We start from the raw sequence: 19576 nt of genomic DNA on the forward strand, positions 1-19576 counted from the left end.
GGTCAGGCCGTCACGATGCCCATGCTCGGCCACCAGATGGTGCTCGTGACGACGTCCTCGGCCTTCGGCCCCACCTTGTGCTTGAGGTTGCCGTAGACGGCGCCGACAACCATGCCGCTGCCCACGTTCAGCGGGGCGGAGGAGATGACGGTCGGGACCACCTTGTTGTTCTGGTCCAGCCTGGTGATGCCGCTGGTCCCGTTGGCCAGGCTGTACCAGACCACGTTCAGCTCGGCGCCGGTCTGGTCGTCGGCGATGGTGCCGGGCCCACCGAAGAACCCGAACCGGAACTCCTTGTTCATGTTGGTGGCTACCCCGGACCCGTACAGCTGGCCGAGGACCTCGCCGCCCTGCCCGGTGTCGGAGTAGGCGGGGACCGGGAAGATCTGGCCCGGCAGCGTGAAGACCGGCGTCACCGCGCCCTTCACGTCCTTGGGTGCGGCGACGAGCCGCTCGACGGCGGCCGCGGCCGCCGGGTCGCCTGCCGCCGCGGACCGCAGGCCCGCCTCGGCCGCCGCGAGGTCGGCGGTGGGCTGCGGGGTCGGCGCCGCGACCGCGGTGCCGGCGAGCAGGGCCGTCGCCGCTGCCGCGGTGGTCAGGACGGTGGCCAGTCGACGCCCGAACGTGAAACGCTGCTTCATGGAGCCTCCTTCGACGATGGGTCAGCTACTCAAAACATCGTTTCCGGTCTGGTTCCGTTACTGCGCAGCCCGATTCGGCCCGGCCCCTGCCGTCCGATCAGCCCTGCCCCGGCCGCCCGATCAGTCCCGTGCCGGCGGCCGCACGATCAGGACGGGGCAGTCGGCGGTGTTCATCAGCGCGTTGCTCGTCGAGCCGAGCACCATCCCCTTGAACCCGCCGCGGCCGTGGCTGCCGACCACCAGCAGCTGGGCCTGCTCGGAGTACTCGCTCAGCACCCGGACCGGGCGGTCGCGGCTCACCACACGCTGCACGTTCACGTCCGGGTACCGCTCGAGCCAGCCGGCCAGCCGCTCCGAGAGCACCGCCTCCTCCGCGGCCTGGATCCCGCTCCAGTGCGGGTCCGAGGCGGTGGCCCCGAGCGAGGGCTGGACGGACACGTCGCTCCAGACGTTCACCGCCACCAGCGAGGCGCCCCGGGCGGACGCCTCCGCGAACGCCACGGCCACCGCGGCCTCGCTCACCTCGGACCCGTCGACACCGACCACGACCGGGCCCTGGGCGGGCGGGCGGCCGTCGAGGGTGCGGCCGCGCACCACCGCGACCGGGGCGGTCGAGTGCGAGGCCACCGCGCGGGTCACCGAGCCGAGCAGCGCCCCGGTGAACTCGCCGAGCCCCCGGCTGCCGAGCACGATCATGGTGGCGTCGGCCGAGTACTGCAGCAGGATGTCTGCGATCCGGCCCTCGTGCAGCTTGGTCTCCACCTCGAGCGGGCCGAGGTCCTCGGCGACCGAGCGGGCCAGCACCTCGGCGCTGTCGAGGTGCGCGCGGCCCTCGTTCTTCAGGTCGTCGCTGTAGCCGCGGGCCAGGTAGGGCTCGGAGTAGTAGTACGGGGGCACGTGGACCACCGAGACGAGCACCAGCGGAACCTTGCGGCCGGCCGCCGTCCGCGCGGCCCACACCACCGCGGTCGACGCCGATTCAGATCCGTCCACTCCGACTACGACGGGCTTGCCTGCGCTCATGCCTTGTCCTCCAGCTGTCCGGTTTTCACCGATTGTGCCCTCCAGACCCGTCGCGCGGGGCGCACCCCGCCGCCCGGGCACCCGAAGTCCGAGGCGGGCCGAGACGCGGTGTGAGAAACGGCACCACAACCGATCCCGGTCCCGGTCTCCGACTGCGCCGCGCGGCGGACTCCGCGTTACGCCTTCAGACCGATGCCGCGGCCGCCGTCCGGCGCTAGGTTGAAGCCATGCATGCCCGGGTGCCGAGGCCCTTCGACGTCGCACTCGCGACGGCGGTCGGCGTCGTCTCCTGCGTCGGTTCGGTGGCCGCGGCCCGGCACCAACCGGGCACGCAACCGCTCGACGCGGCGGCCTTCGTCCTGCTCGTGGTGGGTCCGGTCGCACTGCTGTGGCGGCGGACCGCGCCCGTCGCGGTGCTCGCGGTGACCGTGGCGGCGGCACTGGCCTACCTGCTGCTCGGGTACGGGGAGGGTCCCGTCTTCCTGTCCATGGTCGTCGCGTTCCTCACCGCCGCCCCGACGACCCGGCGCTGGCCGATGTACGCGGTACCCGCGGTCGGCTACGTGGTGTTCGTGTGGGGCGTCCCGTGGGTCACCGGCCGCGCCATCCCGCCGGCCGCCGCAATGGTGGGGCTGGCCGCCTGGCTGCTCACCCTGCTGGCGGTGGCCGAGCTGATCCGGCAGCGACGCGACGCGGCCCGGGCACGCCGCCAACGGGCCCGGGCGGCCGCCCGCAGCGCCGAGGAGGAGCGCCTGCGTCGCGCCACCGAGGAGCGGCTCGACATCGCGCGCGAGCTGCACGACGTACTGGCGCACAGCCTTTCGATGATCAACGTCCAGTCCGGCGTGGCCCTCGAGCTGCTCGAGAGCCGGCCCGAACAGGCGGGCATCGCACTGGCCTCCATCAAGACCGCCAGCCGCGACGCCCTGCTCGAGGTGCACTCCATGCTGCGGACGCTGCGCCGCGGCGGCGCCGAACTGGCACCGCTCGCGCCGGCCCCCACGGTCGCGGACCTCGACGCCCTGGTGGAACGGGCCCGCGCCGCCGGGATCCGGGTGCAGACCACCACAACCGGTGCGGCGCAGCCCCTTCCGGCGGCGGTGGACCTGGCGGCGGCCCGGATCGTGCAGGAGGCGCTGACCAACGTCGCGCGGCACTCCGGCCAGACCGCGGCGCGGGTGTCGGTGCGTTACCTGCCCGGCCTGCTGGAACTGGAGGTGGACGACGACGGCGTGGGCGACGGCCGTCGTGCGGCCCCGCACGGCGCCGGCATCGCGGGGATGACCGAACGCGCCCACGCCCTCGGCGGCACCCTCAGCGCCGGTCCCCGGTCCCCGCACGGCTTCCGGGTACACGCGCGACTGCCCCTGCCCGGCAACGACATCGGCGGCGGTGAGCCAACGTGACGCCGCCCGCGATCCGGGTCCTGGTCGCCGATGACCAGGCGCTGGTGCGGGCCGGGTTCGCCGCCCTGCTCGACGCCCAGGACGACATCGAGGTGGTCGGCCAGGCCCAGGACGGCGCGGAGGCACTGCGGCTGGCTACGGAGCTGGTGCCCGACGTCGTGTTGATGGACATCCGGATGCCGGTGCTCGACGGGCTCGAGGCCACCCGCCGGATCGCGGCCAGGCCGGCACTGTCCGGGGTCCGGGTGGTGGTGCTGACCACCTTCGAGCTGGACGAGTACGTCTTCGAGGCGATCCGCGCCGGTGCCGCCGGGTTCCTGGTCAAGCACACCGAACCGGCCGACCTGGTGCGCGCGGTGCGGGTGGTCGCGGACGGCGAGGCGCTGCTCTCCCCCGGCGTCACCCGGCGGCTGCTCGCCGAGTTCGCGGCCCGCGCCAAGCCCGCCCCCGACGCCGCCCAGCTGACCGAGCTCACCGACCGCGAACGCGAGGTGATGACCCTGGTGGCGGAGGGCCTGACCAACGCCGAGATCGGGGAACGGCTGTTCCTCAGCCCCGCCACCGCGCGCACCCACGTCAGCCGGATCCTGTTCAAGCTGGGTGCGCGGGACCGCACCCAACTGGTGGTGCTCGCCTACGAGTCCGGCCTGGTCCGGCCCGGCTGGCGGGACTGAGGTACGTCCCGACGCGTACCCGAGATGCCGCGCGGCGGCCGATGCGCCGGAGCACCGCGAGCGGCCAGGCTCGGGACATGAACACTCTCAGCGCACAGACGTCCCTGATCCTGGCCGACCACTTCGACGGCCGCTACGGACCCGGCTGGGGGCCGGGCCCGTGGTTCGTCCTCGTCCCCATCGCCTTCTGGGTGACCGTGATCGTGCTGGTCGTCCTCGCCCGTCGCCGCTGGCGCGGGCACCACGGCGAGTCCACGCTGCGCGACGTCTTCGCCCGCGGCGAGATCACCGAGGCCGAGTACCGCGCCCGGTTGGCGGTGCTGCGGGAGACCCGGCGATGAGGGTCGCGGTGGTGGAGGCCCCCGCCCGGTCCGGCGCCGACTGGATCCGGCGGGTCCGGCATCTCGAGGAGCAGGGGTTCGACTCACTGCTGGTGCCGGACACCCTGTGGACCACCTCGCCCTTCCCCGCGTTGGCGGCCGCGGCGGCGGTGACGACCACGCTCAGGCTGCGGACCTGGGTGACCGCGGCGCCGCTGCGCACCCCGGCCGCGCTGACGCGGGAATGCGCCGCCCTGCAAGAACTCTCGGACGGACGGTTCGATCTGGGCATCGGGCCGGGACGCCCGGATGCAGAGGAGGAGGCACGCCGGCTCGGGGCGTCCTGGCCCGCCGCGCCGGACCGGATCGCCGCGGTGGAGGAATCGGTGGCCGCGGTGCGGGCGGGCGTAGACCCGGCGCCGGAGGTGATCGTCTCGGCGGCGGGGCCCAAGATGACGGCCGCGGCGGGGCGGGTGGCGGATCGCATCGCGCTCGCCCTCGGCCCCACCGCAACCGAGGCAGATCTGGAGACAACCGTCGAGGCCGCGCGCGAAAAATGCGGCCCGGCAATGGTGTTCACCCAGTCGACGGTGGGCGTCGGCGAGGCGTTGCCGTCGTGGTTCGCCCGGACCGGCGGACCCACCCTCGACGAACTCCGGCGGCTGGGGTCGGCGGGCCTGCTGCCCGCGGACCCCGGCCTGGCCTTCGACCTCCTACGCCAGCGCGAGGAGCGTCTGGGCATCACGGAGGTGACGGTGCCGGGCGAGCTGGCCGAGGCGTTCGCCCCGATGCTGGCCCGGCTCCGCCGATCCCCCGCGCTCTAGTCGACGATCTTGCGCAGCTGCTCGATCAGCTTGACCCGGCCCGCCGAGTCCGCGGCCAGCGGCGCGACGTTCAGCGTGGTGACCCCGGCCTCCGCGAACGCGGCGACCCGCTCCTTGACGTAGCCGGCGGGACCGATCAGCGAGATCGCCCGCACCAGCTCGTCCGGCACGGCGGCCGCGGCCTCTTCCTTCTTGCCGGAGAGGTAGAGCTCCTGGATGGTCGCGGCCTCGACCTCGTAGCCGTAGCGGCAGGCCAGGTCGTTGTAGAAGTTCTTGCCCTTGGCGCCCATGCCGCCGATGTAGAGGGCCAGATTGGGCTTGATCCACTCGAGCATGTGGTCGACGTCCTCGCCGATCGCGAGGGCCGGCCCGGCGTAGACCTCCAGCTCGCCGAGGCTCGGGTCGCGCTTGGCCTTGCCCTTGGCGAGCGACTCGCCCCACACGTCGTCGGCGCGCTCGGGGTGGAAGAAGATCGGCTCCCAGCCCTCGGCGATCTCGGCGGTCAGCGCGACGTTCTTCGGCCCCAGCGAGGCGATCACGATCGGGATGCGCTCGCGCACAGGATGGTTGATCAGCTTGAGGGGCTTGCCCAGGCCGGTGCCCTTCTCGGCGGGCAGCGGGACCTGGTAGTACTTGCCCTGGTAGTTGACCTTCTCGCGGCGCCACACCTGACGGCAGATGTCGACGATCTCGCGGGTGCGTCCGAGCGGTGCGTCGTACGGCACGCCGTGGAAGCCCTCGATGACCTGCGGGCCGGAGGCGCCGATGCCGAGCACGAAGCGCCCGTCCGAGACGAAGTCCAGACCCGCCGCGGTCATCGCCATCAACGACGGGGTGCGGGTGTAGATCTGGAAGATGCCGGACGCGAGCTTGACCGTCTTCGTCTTCGCGGCGAGGAAGCCGAGCTGGCTCACCGCGTCGAAGGAGTACGCCTCGGCGACGAAAGCGATGTCGAGACCCGCGCGTTCGAGGTCCCCGACCTCCGCGACCGTCTCGGCGAAACCGCCGCTGTAGGTGATCTGCATTCCGATCTGCACCGGGCACCTCGAATCTGTTCGTTGGACGTTGCCTCGCACCCTACGCAGCGCGGCGCGGTAAACGTATGACAGAAGTGACCGTCTTCCGTGACCGAGTGACCCTACGATCGCGCCGTGAGACGAAAGAGACGGATCGACTGGCCGCACGCGCACGTGCTGGTGACCGGCGGCTCCCAGGGCATCGGCGCCGCGGTGGCCCGCGCCGCCGCGGCCCGGGGTGCGACGGTCTCGATCCTCGCCCGCGGCGAGGAACTGCTGCGCGCGACGGCCGAGCCGATGGGCGCGAACTGGGCGGTCGCCGACGTCACCGACCCGGCGGGACTGTCGCGGGCGGTCGAGCAACTCGAGGCCCGGTCCGGTCCCTGCGACGTGCTGGTCGCGTGCGTGGGCACCGCCCTGCCGGGGCGGTTCCTCGAGGTGCCGGTCGAGGAGTTCGAGTCGCAGATGCGGCTGAACTACCTGGGCGCGGTGCATGCGGCGCGGGCGGTGCTGCCGGGGATGGTCGCCCGAGGCCGCGGCACCGTGGTGCTGACCAGTTCGACCGCCGGACTGATCGGGGTGGTCGGCTACAGCGGGTACGCACCCACCAAGGCCGCCGTGCACGAACTCGCGCACTGCCTGCGCTACGAGGTGCAGCCGGCCGGGGTCACGGTCGCGGTGCTGTACCCGCCGGACACCGACACCCCCGGCTTGGCCGTCGAGAACACCCGCAAGCCGCCGGAGACCGTGGCTGTGTCCGGCGCAGTCGCGCCGGTCTCCGCCGACAAGGTCGCGGCCGCGGTGCTGAAGGGGATCGAACAGGGCCGCCACCACATCTCGGTGGACCCGCTGACCCGCGTCCTGGTCCGCGCCGGCGGGATCGCCGAACCGCTGCTGCGCCCGTTCCTGGCGCGCACCATCCGCCGGTCCCTGGGCACACCGGGTTAGGGCAGCGTCCACACCACCGTGGTGGCGAGCCAGAAGACGACGGCAGCCGCGGTCAGGAATCCCACCGAGGTCACCAGCCCCAGCGTGTCGGTGCGCCGGCCCGGGCGCCGGCCCGGCTCCAGCCAGAAGCCCAGCATGCGGGTGACCAATGGCATGACGACCCAGGTCAGGAGGCTGACCGAGGCGATGTTGCCGACCAGCAGGGTCGCCCACAGCTCCGCGCCCGGCCAGATCTCGGTGAGCGCGACGGTGAGGATCACGACGGTCGGGTACAGGCCGACCAGCACCGAGAGCGCCGTCTTCCACGACGCGGTGGCGCCGGCCCCGGGCCCGGGCGCCGGGAACCACGACCCGTAGGGGTTCGCGATCTGGTGCACCTCGTACTCCTTGAAGTCGCGCCCCTCCGCAAGCAGCGCGGCACGTTCGGGCGAGCCCAGCCACGCGTCGAGGTGTTCCGCGGTGTCGAAGCTGAAGACGATCGCCCAGCTGTCCTGGATCCCGGGCACCGGCCGGTGCAGCCGAGAGCCCCGGAATCCCGGAAACCCCTTCTCCGCCTCGATGACCCGCTGCTGCCAGGCCACGAACTCGTCCTCCCGGCCGGGCACGTGCGGGTGCGAGACCACCACCGTCACGACGTCGTCGTCGGCCTCGTCGACGAGCACGTGCTGGATCGGGGGCGCCTCGAAGAGGTCGGCGCCGCGGACCGTCAGCTCGCGCCGGGTGTCGCTGTCGAGCCACCGTTTCAGGTTCGCGGTGCCGTCGAACCGGTAGACCACCGACCACTGAGACCCGGCGCCGGTGGGCCCGGTGACCTCGGCGCCGAGGAACCCGGCGAACGCCGCGGCGGCGCGGTCCACCTCGTCCTGCCAGCGCCGGAAGTCGGCGCGCCGGCCCGGGCGGACGCGTTGCGTCACGACCACCGTCGCCGGCGAGTGTCGCGGTGCGGCGGTGCCGGACTCCGACGACGACGGACTCATGGTGGGGGCCTCCCGACGGGACTCCCGATCAGCGTAGTCGCCACCCACGACGAATGTGACCCACACCACTTCCGTTGCCGCACTGTGGCCAAGTCGACAATTCTGCAGACCTGCGCAAGATTGCAGAACTCTGCAACAAAGGTACCTTCGAGGAGGTGACCAGCAAATCCTGTCTGCGCGACCGCAAGAAGGCCGCCACCCGCACGGCCCTGAGCGACGCCGCGGTCTCACTTGCCCGCGCCGTCGGCGTAGACGCCGTGACTGCTGACGCCATCGCCGCCGAAGCCGGCGTGTCCACCCGCACCTTCCACAACTACTTCTCGTCCAAGGAAGAAGCGATCCTGTACCGCTTCGAGACCGAGGCGACGGTGTGGATGCACCTGCTGCGGGCCCGGCCCGCCGACGAACCGATCTGGGACTCCCTGGAACGGCTGTCCGTCGACCTGGTCACCGACCCGGCCAGACGCCTCGACGAGACCGTTGCCGTGATGGCACTGGTCGAGGACTCTCCCGCGCTGATGGCACGGAAGGTGGAGATGCGCGGACGCGTCACCCGGATCCTCGGCGAGGCCATCGCCGAGCGCACCGGCACCGACATCGACACCGACCTCTACCCCAACCTGCTGCAGATGGCCGCCGGCGCCGCCTGCAAGGCCGCGATCGAACTGTGGCTGCGCGACACCTCCACCGCCGCGGACCCGGGAGAGCTTGTCTCCCAGGCATTTCGGCAGATCCGTGCCGGTCTGCCGCAGCCGAACCCCGCCACACCCCAGTCCTGACAGTTCTCGACACCGAAGGGTCCTCCATTGGCCACCTATCTGTACCGGATCGGCAAGTTCGCCTATCGGCGAAAAGGCATGGTCCTGGCGCTCTGGCTCGCGATCCTCGTTCTCATGGGGGTGGGCGCCGCCACCCTCTCCGGGCCGACCAACGACTCGGTCACGATCCCCGGGACACCGGCGCAGCAGGCCCAGGACCTGATGGCCGAACGCTTCCCGGCAGCGGGCAAGGACCCGTTCAACGCGCTGAGCGCACGATTCGTCTTCGCCGCGCCGACGGGCCAGACGCTGGACACCCCGGTGAACGAAGCGGCGATGGACGCCGTGCTGGCCAAGGTCCGCGGCATCGATTTGGTCGAGCCGGCCGCAAAGGCCGACCCGGGCACCCCCGTCGCTGAGGGAACCCACAGTGCCGCTCTGGTGAATCCCGTTGTCGCCCATACGGGGTTACTCGACCAGGTCACGGCGAACGCCGAGGAGCAGGGCAAGCCGGTCGACCAGGCCCTTGCCAACGCGCAGGCCCTGTCCGCCCTGAGCCCCGACCGGACCGTCGGCTACGTCGACGTCCCGTTCAGCGGCGGCCACGAGGACGTCACCAAGGCCCTCACCGACCAGATCGACGCGGCCGCGCAGGCCGGGCGTGACGCCGGGCTGACCGTGCAGGTCAGTGGCAGCGCCGCCCAGACCGTCGACATGCCGGGCGGCTCCACCGAACTGATCGGCATGGGAGTCGCCGCGGTGGTCCTGATGATCACCTTCGGGTCCCTGGTGGCCGCAGGGCTGCCGCTCATCTCGGCGATCATCGGCGTGGCCATCGGCAGCCTGGGCATCACCATCGCCACGGGATTCACCACGCTCGGATCGATGACCCCCACCCTGGCGATCATGATCGGCCTGGCGGTGGCCATCGACTACTCGCTGTTCATCGTCTCCCGGTTCCGCCACGAGATCTCGGTGACCGACGACCGGGAGGAAGCCGCCGGACGGGCCGTCGGCACCGCCGGGTCCGCGGTGGTGTTCGCGGGCCTGACCGTCATCATCGCGCTGGTCGCGCTGCGGGTCGTCGGAATCAAGTTCCTCACCGACATGGGCTCGGCCGCCGCGTTCGCGGTGTTCGTCGCGGTACTCATCGCGCTGACCTTCCTGCCGGCGATGCTCGGCCTGTTCGGCCGGAAGGCGTTCGCCGGCAAGATCCCGTTCCTCACGTCCAAGGACCCCGAGTCCGACGAGGGGAAGCCGGGGATCGGCACCCGATACGCCCACGCGATCACGCGCGTTCCCCTCGTCCCGTTGATCGGCGGCGTGCTGCTGCTTGCGGTGCTCGCCCTGCCCGCGACCGGCCTGCGACTGGCCCTGCCCAGCCAGGCCACCGCCGACCCCGCGACCAGCGCGCGGCAGGCATACGACCTGATCGACAAGGGCTTCGGCCCGGGCCGCAACGGGCCGCTGGTGGTGGTCGTCGACGCGCAGGACGCAACGGTGTCGGCAGACCAGGCCTTCGGCGACGTCGTCGCGCACATCGAGGCCCAGCCGGACGTCACCAACGCCCAGGTCGTCGGGGTCAACCCGGAGGGTGACACCGCGCAGATCCTGGTGACCCCGGCGAGCGGGCCTAGCGACCCGCGGACCGTCGAGCTGATGAAGTCCCTCCGAGACGGCGAGGCCGGTCTGCACGAGCAGATCGGTGTCAACTACGGAGTCACCGGAATGACCGCGCTCGAGACGGACGTCTCGGACCGGCTGCAGTCCGCCCTGATCCCGTACCTCGCGGTGGTCGTCGGGCTGGCGTTCCTGCTGCTGATGCTGGTGTTCCGCTCGATCCTGGTGCCGCTGACCGCGACCCTGGGCTTCCTGCTCTCCGTCATGGCGACCTTCGGTGCGACCGTGGCGATCTTCCAGAACGGCTGGGGCGGGTTGATCGCGAACCCGCAGCCGCTGGTCAGCTTCATGCCGATCTTCCTGATCGGTGTGGTCTTCGGGCTGGCGATGGACTACCAGGTGTTCCTGGTGACCCGGATGCGTGAGGAGTACGTGCACGGCGCGTCCGCCAAGGACGCCGTGATCGCCGGGTTCAGCCACGGCGGCCGGGTAGTCACCGCGGCGGCGCTGATCATGATCTCGGTCTTCGCCGCCTTCATCGCCGAGCCGGACTCGTTCATCAAGTCGGTCGGCTTCGCTCTCGCCGCGGCCGTGTTCTTCGACGCCTTCGTCGTCCGCATGGTGATCATCCCCGCGGTGATGGCCCTGCTCGGCGACAAGGCCTGGTGGCTGCCGAAGTGGCTGGAACGGGTCCTGCCGAACGTGGACATCGAGGGCGCGAAGCTCGAGCGCGACCTCGAGACACCCGCGCCGTCCGAGCCGGAGGCGGTTGCCGCGCGCTAGCCGCTCCCGGACAATCACCGCAGATCTGGCACCGTGTCCGCACCTCCTGGTGCGGGTGCGGTGCCAGAATCGTTTCGGGCACCAGTCTCGAGTCCCTCGGCGGAAGGCGACGACCAGTGGCATCGACCGAATCCGTACTGCGCACGGCCCGGTTCTGGTTGGCGCCGCTGGTGGTGGTCAGTGCCCTGATGTCGCTGCTCGCCGGGCTCTACCTGGGCGGCGTCCTCGACGCGCAGGAGGAACTGCACGACTTCCCGATCGCGCTCGTCAACCAGGACGAGGGCGACACCCCCTCCACGCCGGGCGCGGAGCCGGTGAACTTCGGCAACCAGATCACCGACGGACTGGTCGCGAAAGTCCCCGCCGACAAGATCGAACTGCAGCGGATCGGCATCGCACAGGCGCAGCAGCGGCTCGCCGACGGCGACGTCTACGGCGCAATCGTGATCCCCAGCGACTTCAGCAAGCGCCTGCTCATCCTGGCCGAGGCCAGCGTGGTGCCCGGCGACGTCGAGAAGCCGATCATCACCGTCTACACCAACCCCCGCGCCGGGACGTACAGCGCGGGACTCGTCACCGGCGTCACGCAGCGCGCTCTCGACGAGGTGAACGCGACGGTCGGGCAGCAGCTCACCGAGCAGGTCAACGCCCAGCTGGCGGGCATGGCGGGCGCCCCGCAGGTCGCCGGCGCCGCCCGGCTGACCCTGGCCACCCCGATCAACGTGGTCACCACGCCGTTCCACCCGCTGCCCGCGGGCACCGGCAGCGGGCTGTCCGCCTTCTACTACGCGCTGCTGCTCCTGCTGGCCGGCTTCACCGGCGGCATGATCGTGCACTCCCTGGTCGACGCCGCGCTGGGCTTCGCGCCGACCGAGTTCGGCCCCCGGTACGTGCACAACCCCGCCGTCGAGATCTCCCGGCTGCACACCCTGCTGGTCAAGTGGGGGGTGATGCTGGTGCTGGCCCCGCTGGTGTCCGGGCTCTACGTCGGGATCGGCCGGGCACTGGGCATGCCGGTCCCGCACGGCCTCGGGCTGTGGCTGTACGGCGCGTTCGCCATCACCGCGGTGGGCGTCACCGCGCTGTCGGTGCTGGCCGCCTTCGGCACCGCGGGGCTGCTGGTCAACCTCATCCTGTTCGTGATCCTCGGCCTGCCCTCCTCCGGCGCCACCATCCCGATCGAGGCGACACCGCCGCTGTTCGGCTGGCTGGCGAACTTCGAGCCCATGCACCAGGTGTTCCTCGGCGCCCGGGCGCTGCTCTACTTCGACGGCGGCGCGGACCTCACCCACGCGGTCGGAATGACCGGAGTGGGGCTGCTGGTCGGGCTCCTGCTCGGCCTGGTGGTGACCCGGCTCTACGACGTGAAGGGTTTCCACCGCGGGACGGCGGCACCCGGCCAGGAGCAGGCGCCGACGACGCCGTGACGGGGAGTCGGATAGACTCCGCTGCGGTGTGTACACACACAACGCCTTCGTAGCTCAGGGGATAGAGCAACCCTCTCCTAAAGGGTAGGTCGCAGGTTCGAATCCTGCCGAGGGCACCACATCTGCCGGTAGGGCGAGCGCCTGCCGGGCAGGCCGCGCCGTACCGAGCGCCATTCCTCCACTTTCACCCCCTCGGGATGAGGCCCGGGAGGCAGGTTCGCCGGGATGCTGGGGGCTCCACTGGTCTGAACTCAGGAGCGGCGAGGCATGGGCAATGCAAAGGATCTGACTGCGGATTTGAACAGGATCGGCGTTCCGGACCGGGTGGAGACCCCGCTCGGCACGTTCGAGTTCTTCGACGGCGTACCGCAGCCCGACTCGACCCGCGCGCTGTACGACGGCCTGGACTTCGTGCGAGGCATCGACGCCTTCCTCAACGCCGTGCCTGGAGCGTCTCTGGTGGCGATGCGGCGCGGCTTTCGCGGTGTCGGTGTCGACGGGCTCAATGTCCTCGCCGTCACCGATCCCCGGGCCAATTCGGGAAGCTACTTCCTGACCCCGAACACCGAGACCGCCTACGGGACGATGTTCATCGACCTGCGCGACGGGCCCGTGGTCATCGAGCCGCCGACGAACTCCCTGTGCGTCGTCGACGACTTCTGGTTCCGGTACGTCACGGACATGGGCATCGCCGGACCGGACAAGGGACAGGGCGGAAAGTACCTGTTCCTCCCGCCCGACTACACCGGCGACGAGCCCGCCGGCTACTTCGTCTGTCGCACACCCACTTTCACCAACTGGGTGGTCTTTCGGGCCCTGGACGGGATCGAGGCGGTCAAAAAGACCCGCGTCTACCGGCTCGCCGAGGCCGGCGCTCCGCCCGAGATGACGTTCGTCAACGTGGCGGAGGAGACGTTCAACACCGTCCACGCCAACGACGTCTCCTTCTTCGGCGAGATCGACGAACTGATCCAGGAGGAACCGCCCGGCTCGCTCGACGCCGAACGGGCGGGCCAGCTCGCCGCAATCGGCATCGAGCACGGGCGCCCCTTCTCGCCGGACGAGCGTCTGACCGCAATCCTCGACTCGGCGGCGAAAACGGCCGCAGGCATGAGCCGCGCACTCGTGTACTTCCCCCGCGATGCGGAGGCCTTCGTGTTCGACGGCGCGTCCTGGAAGGAGGGGTTCGTCGGGGGCAGCTACGAATTCCTGCGTGGGCAGGCCCGGCTGCTCGACGCCCGAACCCAGTTCCACTACTTCGCCACAGTGATCACGCCCGCCATGGCCCACGCGCAGGTGGGAGCCGGCTCTGCATACGCCTACACGGCGGAGGACTCGCGGGGGCACCTGCTCGACGGCGCCAAGACCTACCGGCTCACCCTCCCCCCGAACCCGCCGGCAAAGAACTTCTGGTCGGTCGACGTCTACGACACCCAGACCCGGTCGCTGCTGCAGACGGACAACCCGTATCCGAGCCTGATGAGCCTCAGCGGCACCGTCCAGGAGGAACGGGACGGGTCGATCGTGCTGTGGTTCGGACCGACCGCGCCGGCGGGGAAGGAATCGAACTGGATCCAGACCGTCCCGGGCAAGAGCTGGTTCCCGATGCTCCGCCTGTACGGCCCGCTCCAGCCGTGGTTCGACAAGTGCTGGCAACCCGGCGAGATCGAAGAATCCAGCTAGCCAACGGATCTCCACACGGCGACGACGGGCAACAGCGGGGCGGCGCGACCGCCGACCCGCTGTTGCCCCGGACACACCGCCCATGCACTATGTCCGGGTGCGCCGAATCGGACATCGCCCCGTCATGCTCACCCTCCTCGCGGTTTCCGCGCTTGCACTGAGCGGATGTTCGACCGCCACCACCAGTGCGGACATCGATGCCGGCGTCACCTCGGACGAACACCCGATCGCCTTCACCAAGATTCCGTCGACCGCCGCGGTCACCACCTGCGGACCGAGCAGCGCGGCCACCGTCAAGAAGGGCACGCTCACCATCGCGACGGACTCGCCGGCCTACGAGCCGTGGTTCGTCGGCGACAACCCCGCCAACGGCACGGGATTCGAGGGCGCGGTCGCGAAGGCGGTCGCCGAGAAACTCGGCTACCAGGCCGGGCAGGTGGAATTCGTCCGGGTGCCGTGGGACGAGGCAATGGCGCCCGGCCCCAAGGACTTCGACTTCGACATCAACCAGTTCACCATCGTCGGCGAGCGCCGCGACGCCGTCGACTTCTCGTCGCCGTACTACGCGGTGGCGCAGTCGATCGTCGCGATGAGCGGTACCCCTGCCGCCGCCGCCCGCAACCTGAACGACCTCGCCCCCTACCGGCTCGGCGCTCAGCGCGGCTCCACCAGCCTGGCCGCGATCACCGGGACCATCCGCCCCGGGCAGCCGCCCGTCGAGTTCGACACCACCGACGCCGCGAAGGCCGCGCTCACCGCCGGGACCATCGACGCTCTCGTGGTGGACATCCCCACCGGATTTCAGATCACCAAGTGGGAACTGCCGAACAGCGCTCTGGTAGGCCAGTTCCCACGACCGAACTCCGTCACCGAGTTCTTTGGCCTGGTGTTGGAGAAGAACAGCCCGATGACCCCGTGCGCGTCGGCCGCGGTGGACTCGCTCTACGCGGACGGGACCCTGGACCGGCTCGCGCAGACCTGGCTCATCGACACCGGCGACGCCCCCGTTCTCGAGTAACCCTGTCCTCGAACGGCTTACGAATACAGCGAGACGAAGGTGCGCAGCGAAGCCTCGATGTCGCCCTTGAGCGCCCGCGCCACGCCGGATCCGATAGGGCCGAACAGCGGGGCGCCGCCGAGGTCGATGTCGAGTTCCACCTCCGAGCCGGCCCCCTTGGACCGCACCGACAGGGTCATCTTGATCTTGACGCCGCCCTTGCCGTCACCCGCGAGCACCAGGTTGCGCGGCGGTGTGTAGCCGGTCAGGACCCACTTGACCCGGTTGCGGAGCCCCTTGACCGAGACCACCGACTCCGCGGTGGTGCCCGTCGCGAGGTGCTCGGGAATCTGGCTGCGCCAGCCGTCGTGGATCTTCAGCCACCGATCGAATTCGGTCAGGGCACTTGCCTTTTCCCACGCCACCTCGGGCGCGAGGGGAACGTCGACCGAGACCTTCAGCTTTGCCATTGACGCATGGTAGCCAACGGGGAAACGAAGCACCCCGCACCTGGGTACAGGGGGTACCAGGTGCGGGGCACGTTTCGCGTCCGCAGGGACGATCCGGTCGCGTCAGTGCGCGACCGCCTTCTCCACGCCGACGCCGGTCAGGGAGCGCACCTCCATCTCGGCCTGCTTGCCCGCGTCCTCGAGCTTCCCACGGCCCACGTAGGTGCCGACGATGCCCAGCACGAAGGCCAGCGGGATGGACACGATGCCGGGGTTCGCCAGCGGGAACCAGGCGAAGTCGGCGTCGGGGAACATCGAGGTCGGAGTGCCGGAGACGGCCGGCGAGAAGACGATCAACGTCAGGCAGCTGAGCAGGCCACCGTAGATGCTGAACAGCGCGCCGGTGGTGTTGAAACCCTTCCAGAACAGGGAGTACAGCAGGGTCGGCAGGTTCGCCGACGCCGCGACCGCGAAGGCCAGCGCCACCAGGAAGGCGATGTTCTGCCCCATCGCCAGGATGCCGAGCACGATCGACACCAGGCCGATGACCACCACGGTGATCCGCGAGACCCGGACCTGCTCCTCCTCGGATGCGTTGCCGCGCTTGATGACACTGGCGTAGATGTCGTGGGCGAAGGACGCCGACGCGGTGATCGCCAGGCCCGCGACCACGGCCAGGATGGTGGCGAACGCGACCGCGGAGATGATCGCCAGGAAGACCGTGCCGCCGAGCTCGAAGGCCAGCAGTGGCGCCGCCGAGTTCTCCTTGCCGGGCGCGGCCAGGATGGCGTCGGGTCCGACCAGCTTCGCGGCGCCGTAGCCGAGCACCAGGGTGAACAGGTAGAAGGCGCCGATGAGGCCGATGGCCCAGGTGACCGAGCGACGGGCCTCCTTCGCGGTGGGCACGGTGTAGAAGCGCATCAGCACGTGCGGCAGGCCGGCGGTGCCGAGGACCAGCGCGAGGCCGAGGGAGATGAAGTCGAGTCGCGTCATCGAGCTGAGGCCGTACTTGGCGCCCGGCGCCAGCACGTCCCGGCCCGCGACCGCCTCGTTGGTGGAGCTGTTGACCATGGCCTGCGCGTCGGCGAGCAGCTGCGAGAAGTTGCCCTTCACCGCGAACAGGACCAGCACGAACATGATGCCCGCGCCGAGGATCAGCAGCACGGCCTTGACCATCTGCACGTAGGTGGTGCCCTTCATGCCGCCGATCAGCACGTAGACGATCATGAGCAGGCCGACCACGGTCACCACGATCGCCTGGCCGACCTTGTCGTGGATGTCGAGCAGGAGCGCGACGAGTCCGCCGGCGCCTGCCATCTGGGCGAGCAGGTAGAACAGCGAGACCACCAGGGTGGACAGCGCCGCGGCCATCCGCACCGGCCGCTGCTTGAGCCGGAAGCTCAGCACGTCCGCCATGGTGAACCGGCCCGTGTTGCGCAACAACTCCGCCACCAGCAGCAGGGCCACCAGCCAGGCGACCAGGAATCCGATCGAGTAGAGGAAGCCGTCGTAGCCGTAGACCGCGATGGCGCCGGCGATGCCGAGGAAGGACGCCGCCGAAAGGTAGTCGCCCGCGATCGCGAACCCGTTCTGCGGGCCGGAGAACTGGGCGCCGCCGGTGTAGAAGTCCGATGCCTTGGTGGTGGTGCGGCTGGCGCGGATCACGATGGTCATGGTGATGACGACGAAGGCCACGAAGATGGCGATGTTGAGCATCGGGTTGCCGACATCGGCCGACGATGCCGCGAGGATGGTGTTCACAGCTGCGGGCCTTCCAGTTCTTCGCGGATCGCCGAGGACCGCGGATCGAGTTCACGGTTCGCGAACCGCACGTAGAGGCCGGTGATCACGAACGTCGTCACGAACTGACCGAGCCCGAGGATCAGGCCGAGGTTGACGTTCCCGATGACCTTGGTGGCCATGAAGTCGCTGGCGTACGTCGCCAGCAGCACGTAGACGGCGTACCAGAGCAGGAAGAAGGCCGTCATCGGGAACACGAAGTTCCGCAGCCGGCGTCGGAGGTCCTGGAACTCCGGGCTCGCCTGCATGTCGATGAAGGCCTGCTCGTCCGGTGCCGCCCGTTCGGGCGAGCCTTCCGGAATCACATCGGCTGTGGTCACTGCGAACTCCTCGAGCGGGGTACGTGGATGGAGCGGTTGACCGATGACGCTAGTGAGATACGGGTCACAGCCGCAGCCTGTGGCGGCGGTCACACGTCGAGGGGTCGAGGTGCGCGCCAGGCGGTCTGCCGAGCGCGACGAACGGCTTAGCGGGACCGCAGCTCCGTCGCCCGGTCCGAGCCCACGTCGAGCCGCTCCGGCGCGTGCATCCGGGTGAAGATCAGCCCCACTCCGGCTGGCACCCGGCCGCGCGTCGCCCGGCTGACGAGCACCATCACCGCGAACGCCAGCGGCACGCTCACCGCGGCCGGGTAGCCGACCAGCGCGGCGGGCCAGCCGCCCCACAGTCCGCCGTCGACGCCGCCCGCGACCGTCACCGCCGCGGCCAACCCCGACACCAGGCCGCCGACCACCATCCCGGCCGCCGCCCCGGCTGCGGTCAGCCCGCGCCACCAGATGCCCAGCACCAGCAGCGGGCACAGCGTCGACGCCGCCACCGCGAACACCAGACCGACGGTGCGCGAGAGGTCCAGCGAGACCACCCCGACCGCCAGCGCCAGCGGGATCGCCCCGGCCAGTACCGCCGCCAGCCGGAAGTCGCGCACCCGCCCGCGCAGCACGTCGGTGCTCAGCACGCCCGCGACGCTGACCAGCAGGCCCGAGGAGGTGGACAGGAACGCCGCGAGCGCGCCCGCCGCGACCAGCGCCGCCAGCAACTGGCCGCCGAGACCGGAGAACACCGATCCCGGCAGCAGCAGCACCGCGGCGTCGGAGGCCCCGGTGATGAGCAGTTGCGGCACCCACAGCCGGGCAAAGGCGCCCAGCAGCGTCGGGAACAGGTAGAACACCCCGAGCAGGCCGATCACCGCGAGCGAGGTGGCGCGGGCCGTCCGGCCGTCCGGGTTGGTGTAGAAGCGGACCAGCACGTGCGGTAATCCCATGGTGCCCAGGAAGATCCCGATCATCAGGGAGTAGACCTGGTAGATCGGGTGGGACCCGCCGAACCCCCAGCCGGGCTCGAGCCACTGCGCCTCGGTGGCGGGGGCGCCCGCCACCACCGGCACCGGCGCGCCCGCGTCGAGCACCAGCACCGTGCCGGCGCCGAGTTCGTGTTCGCCCGGGCCGAGCGAGACCGGGCCCTCGACCGGCGCGTCGTCGACGCTCCCGCTCACCTGCGCGTGCAGCGCCTCCGAGACCTGCACGACGACGTCGGTGGTGATGTCGACGGTGGTGCGCGCGCCGACGGTCGGCGGCGCGGGTGACCCCAGATCGTAGGCGCCGCCGAAGAAGTGCACCGACAGCACCACGGCCGGCACCGCGACCGCGGTGAGCTTGAGCCAGTACTGGAAGGCCTGCACGAAGGTGACCGACCGCATCCCGCCGCCGACCACGTTCCCGATCACGATCAGCCCGACCACCAGCGCGCCCACCCACGCCGGGATCCCGAGCAGGATGCCCAGCGTCAGCCCGGCGCCCTGGAACTGCGGCACCATGTAGAGGATGCAGATCACCACCACCACCAGCATGGCCAGCCGGCGCACCCGCACCGAGCCGAGCCGGAACTCGGCGAAGTCCGGCACGGTGTAGGCCCCCGAACGGCGCAGCGGCGCCGACACGAACAGCAGCAGCCCGAGGTAGCCGGCGGTGAACCCGACCGGATACCACAGCGCGTCCGCGCCGTACTTGGCGATCAGCCCAGCGACGCCCAGGAACGACGCGGCCGACAGGTACTCGCCGGAGATGGCGGCGGCGTTCAGGCGTGGGCCGACGCTGCGCGAGGCCACCAGGAAGTCGGAGGTGGTGCGCGCCAACCGGACTCCGTACAACCCGATGACGACGGTCGCGACGGCGGCGACCACCAGGACCAGAAGTGTGACGACAGGGAGCGGCTGACCGGACATGGCGACCCG

At 70.7% G+C, this 19576-nt stretch carries 18 protein-coding genes and 1 tRNA gene; 11 read left to right on the forward strand and 8 right to left on the reverse strand.

The window, feature by feature from the left end; all coding sequences use genetic code 11:
• Nucleotides 1-2: 2 nt before the first annotated feature.
• Complete coding sequence (locus RT2_RS02225) at nucleotides 3-641, reverse strand: Tat pathway signal protein (protein ID WP_072842899.1); 639 nt, start codon at nucleotides 639-641, stop codon at nucleotides 3-5.
• A 120-nt stretch (nucleotides 642-761) separates the two neighbouring features.
• Nucleotides 762-1664: a universal stress protein gene (locus tag RT2_RS02230; protein WP_072842900.1), complete on the reverse strand. Its 903-nt coding sequence runs from the start codon at nucleotides 1662-1664 to the stop codon at nucleotides 762-764.
• Nucleotides 1665-1891: 227 nt separating this feature from the next.
• Between RT2_RS02230 and RT2_RS02235 the strand changes: the two genes are divergently transcribed.
• The 4 genes from RT2_RS02235 (at nucleotide 1892) to RT2_RS02250 (ending at nucleotide 4888) form a co-directional block, all read left to right on the forward strand.
• Nucleotides 1892-3070 carry a sensor histidine kinase gene (locus tag RT2_RS02235; RefSeq protein WP_072842901.1) on the forward strand — a complete coding sequence of 393 codons (1179 nt, stop codon included), beginning with the start codon at nucleotides 1892-1894 and terminating at the stop codon, nucleotides 3068-3070.
• Nucleotides 3067-3744 (forward strand): response regulator, encoded by a 678-nt coding sequence (locus tag RT2_RS02240; RefSeq protein ID WP_072842902.1) that lies wholly within the window; start codon nucleotides 3067-3069, stop codon nucleotides 3742-3744. The genes RT2_RS02235 and RT2_RS02240 overlap by 4 nt, the downstream gene beginning before the upstream one ends.
• A 77-nt stretch (nucleotides 3745-3821) precedes the next feature.
• Nucleotides 3822-4085: an SHOCT domain-containing protein gene (locus tag RT2_RS02245; RefSeq protein WP_083577022.1), complete on the forward strand. Its 264-nt coding sequence runs from the start codon at nucleotides 3822-3824 to the stop codon at nucleotides 4083-4085.
• Complete coding sequence (locus tag RT2_RS02250) at nucleotides 4082-4888, forward strand: LLM class flavin-dependent oxidoreductase (RefSeq protein ID WP_072842904.1); 807 nt, start codon at nucleotides 4082-4084, stop codon at nucleotides 4886-4888. Before RT2_RS02245 ends, RT2_RS02250 begins: the two co-directional genes overlap by 4 nt.
• On the opposite strand, the gene RT2_RS02255 is transcribed toward RT2_RS02250, so the two are convergent.
• A complete protein-coding gene (locus RT2_RS02255) occupies nucleotides 4885-5925 on the reverse strand; it encodes an LLM class F420-dependent oxidoreductase (RefSeq protein WP_072842905.1) in 1041 nt (346 codons plus the stop codon). The genes RT2_RS02250 and RT2_RS02255 overlap by 4 nt on opposite strands.
• Before the next feature lie 114 nt (nucleotides 5926-6039).
• Between RT2_RS02255 and RT2_RS02260 the strand changes: the two genes are divergently transcribed.
• Nucleotides 6040-6852 carry an SDR family oxidoreductase gene (locus RT2_RS02260; protein ID WP_083577023.1) on the forward strand — a complete coding sequence of 271 codons (813 nt, stop codon included), beginning with the start codon at nucleotides 6040-6042 and terminating at the stop codon, nucleotides 6850-6852.
• Here RT2_RS02260 and RT2_RS02265 read toward each other — a convergent pair.
• A complete protein-coding gene (locus RT2_RS02265; RefSeq protein ID WP_072843218.1) occupies nucleotides 6849-7829 on the reverse strand; it encodes an antibiotic biosynthesis monooxygenase in 981 nt (326 codons plus the stop codon). The genes RT2_RS02260 and RT2_RS02265 overlap by 4 nt on opposite strands.
• A gap of 155 nt (nucleotides 7830-7984) precedes the next feature.
• Between RT2_RS02265 and RT2_RS02270 the strand changes: the two genes are divergently transcribed.
• From RT2_RS02270 to RT2_RS02295, 6 genes are all read left to right on the forward strand, one after another.
• The gene (locus RT2_RS02270; protein ID WP_072842906.1) at nucleotides 7985-8608 is read left to right on the forward strand and encodes a TetR/AcrR family transcriptional regulator; all 624 of its coding nucleotides are present in this window, start codon (nucleotides 7985-7987) and stop codon (nucleotides 8606-8608) included.
• Nucleotides 8609-8635: 27 nt separating this feature from the next.
• Nucleotides 8636-10990 carry an MMPL family transporter gene (locus tag RT2_RS02275; protein WP_072842907.1) on the forward strand — a complete coding sequence of 785 codons (2355 nt, stop codon included), beginning with the start codon at nucleotides 8636-8638 and terminating at the stop codon, nucleotides 10988-10990.
• Nucleotides 10991-11106: 116 nt separating this feature from the next.
• Complete coding sequence (locus tag RT2_RS02280) at nucleotides 11107-12417, forward strand: YhgE/Pip domain-containing protein (protein WP_072842908.1); 1311 nt, start codon at nucleotides 11107-11109, stop codon at nucleotides 12415-12417.
• A gap of 43 nt (nucleotides 12418-12460) precedes the next feature.
• Nucleotides 12461-12536, forward strand: a tRNA-Arg gene (locus tag RT2_RS02285).
• A 148-nt stretch (nucleotides 12537-12684) separates the two neighbouring features.
• The gene (locus RT2_RS02290) at nucleotides 12685-14100 is read left to right on the forward strand and encodes a DUF1254 domain-containing protein (protein WP_174556654.1); all 1416 of its coding nucleotides are present in this window, start codon (nucleotides 12685-12687) and stop codon (nucleotides 14098-14100) included.
• Between the two features lie 124 nt (nucleotides 14101-14224).
• Complete coding sequence (locus RT2_RS02295) at nucleotides 14225-15118, forward strand: ABC transporter substrate-binding protein (protein ID WP_072842909.1); 894 nt, start codon at nucleotides 14225-14227, stop codon at nucleotides 15116-15118.
• A 17-nt stretch (nucleotides 15119-15135) separates the two neighbouring features.
• Here RT2_RS02295 and RT2_RS02300 read toward each other — a convergent pair whose 3' ends face one another.
• From RT2_RS02300 to RT2_RS02315, 4 genes are all read right to left on the reverse strand, one after another.
• Nucleotides 15136-15567 (reverse strand): type II toxin-antitoxin system Rv0910 family toxin, encoded by a 432-nt coding sequence (locus RT2_RS02300; protein WP_072842910.1) that lies wholly within the window; start codon nucleotides 15565-15567, stop codon nucleotides 15136-15138.
• 102 nt (nucleotides 15568-15669) lie between these two features.
• Nucleotides 15670-17307 (reverse strand): monocarboxylic acid transporter, encoded by a 1638-nt coding sequence (locus RT2_RS02305; RefSeq protein ID WP_072842911.1) that lies wholly within the window; start codon nucleotides 17305-17307, stop codon nucleotides 15670-15672.
• Complete coding sequence (locus RT2_RS02310; protein WP_072842912.1) at nucleotides 17304-17666, reverse strand: DUF485 domain-containing protein; 363 nt, start codon at nucleotides 17664-17666, stop codon at nucleotides 17304-17306. The genes RT2_RS02305 and RT2_RS02310 overlap by 4 nt, the downstream gene beginning before the upstream one ends.
• A gap of 146 nt (nucleotides 17667-17812) precedes the next feature.
• Nucleotides 17813-19567: a sodium/solute symporter gene (locus tag RT2_RS02315; RefSeq protein ID WP_072842913.1), complete on the reverse strand. Its 1755-nt coding sequence runs from the start codon at nucleotides 19565-19567 to the stop codon at nucleotides 17813-17815.
• Nucleotides 19568-19576: the final 9 nt, after the last annotated feature.

Source organism: Rhodococcus tukisamuensis NBRC 100609 (assembly GCF_001894985.1).
GTDB classification, from domain to species: Bacteria; Actinomycetota; Actinomycetes; order Mycobacteriales; family Mycobacteriaceae; genus Rhodococcus_G; species Rhodococcus_G tukisamuensis.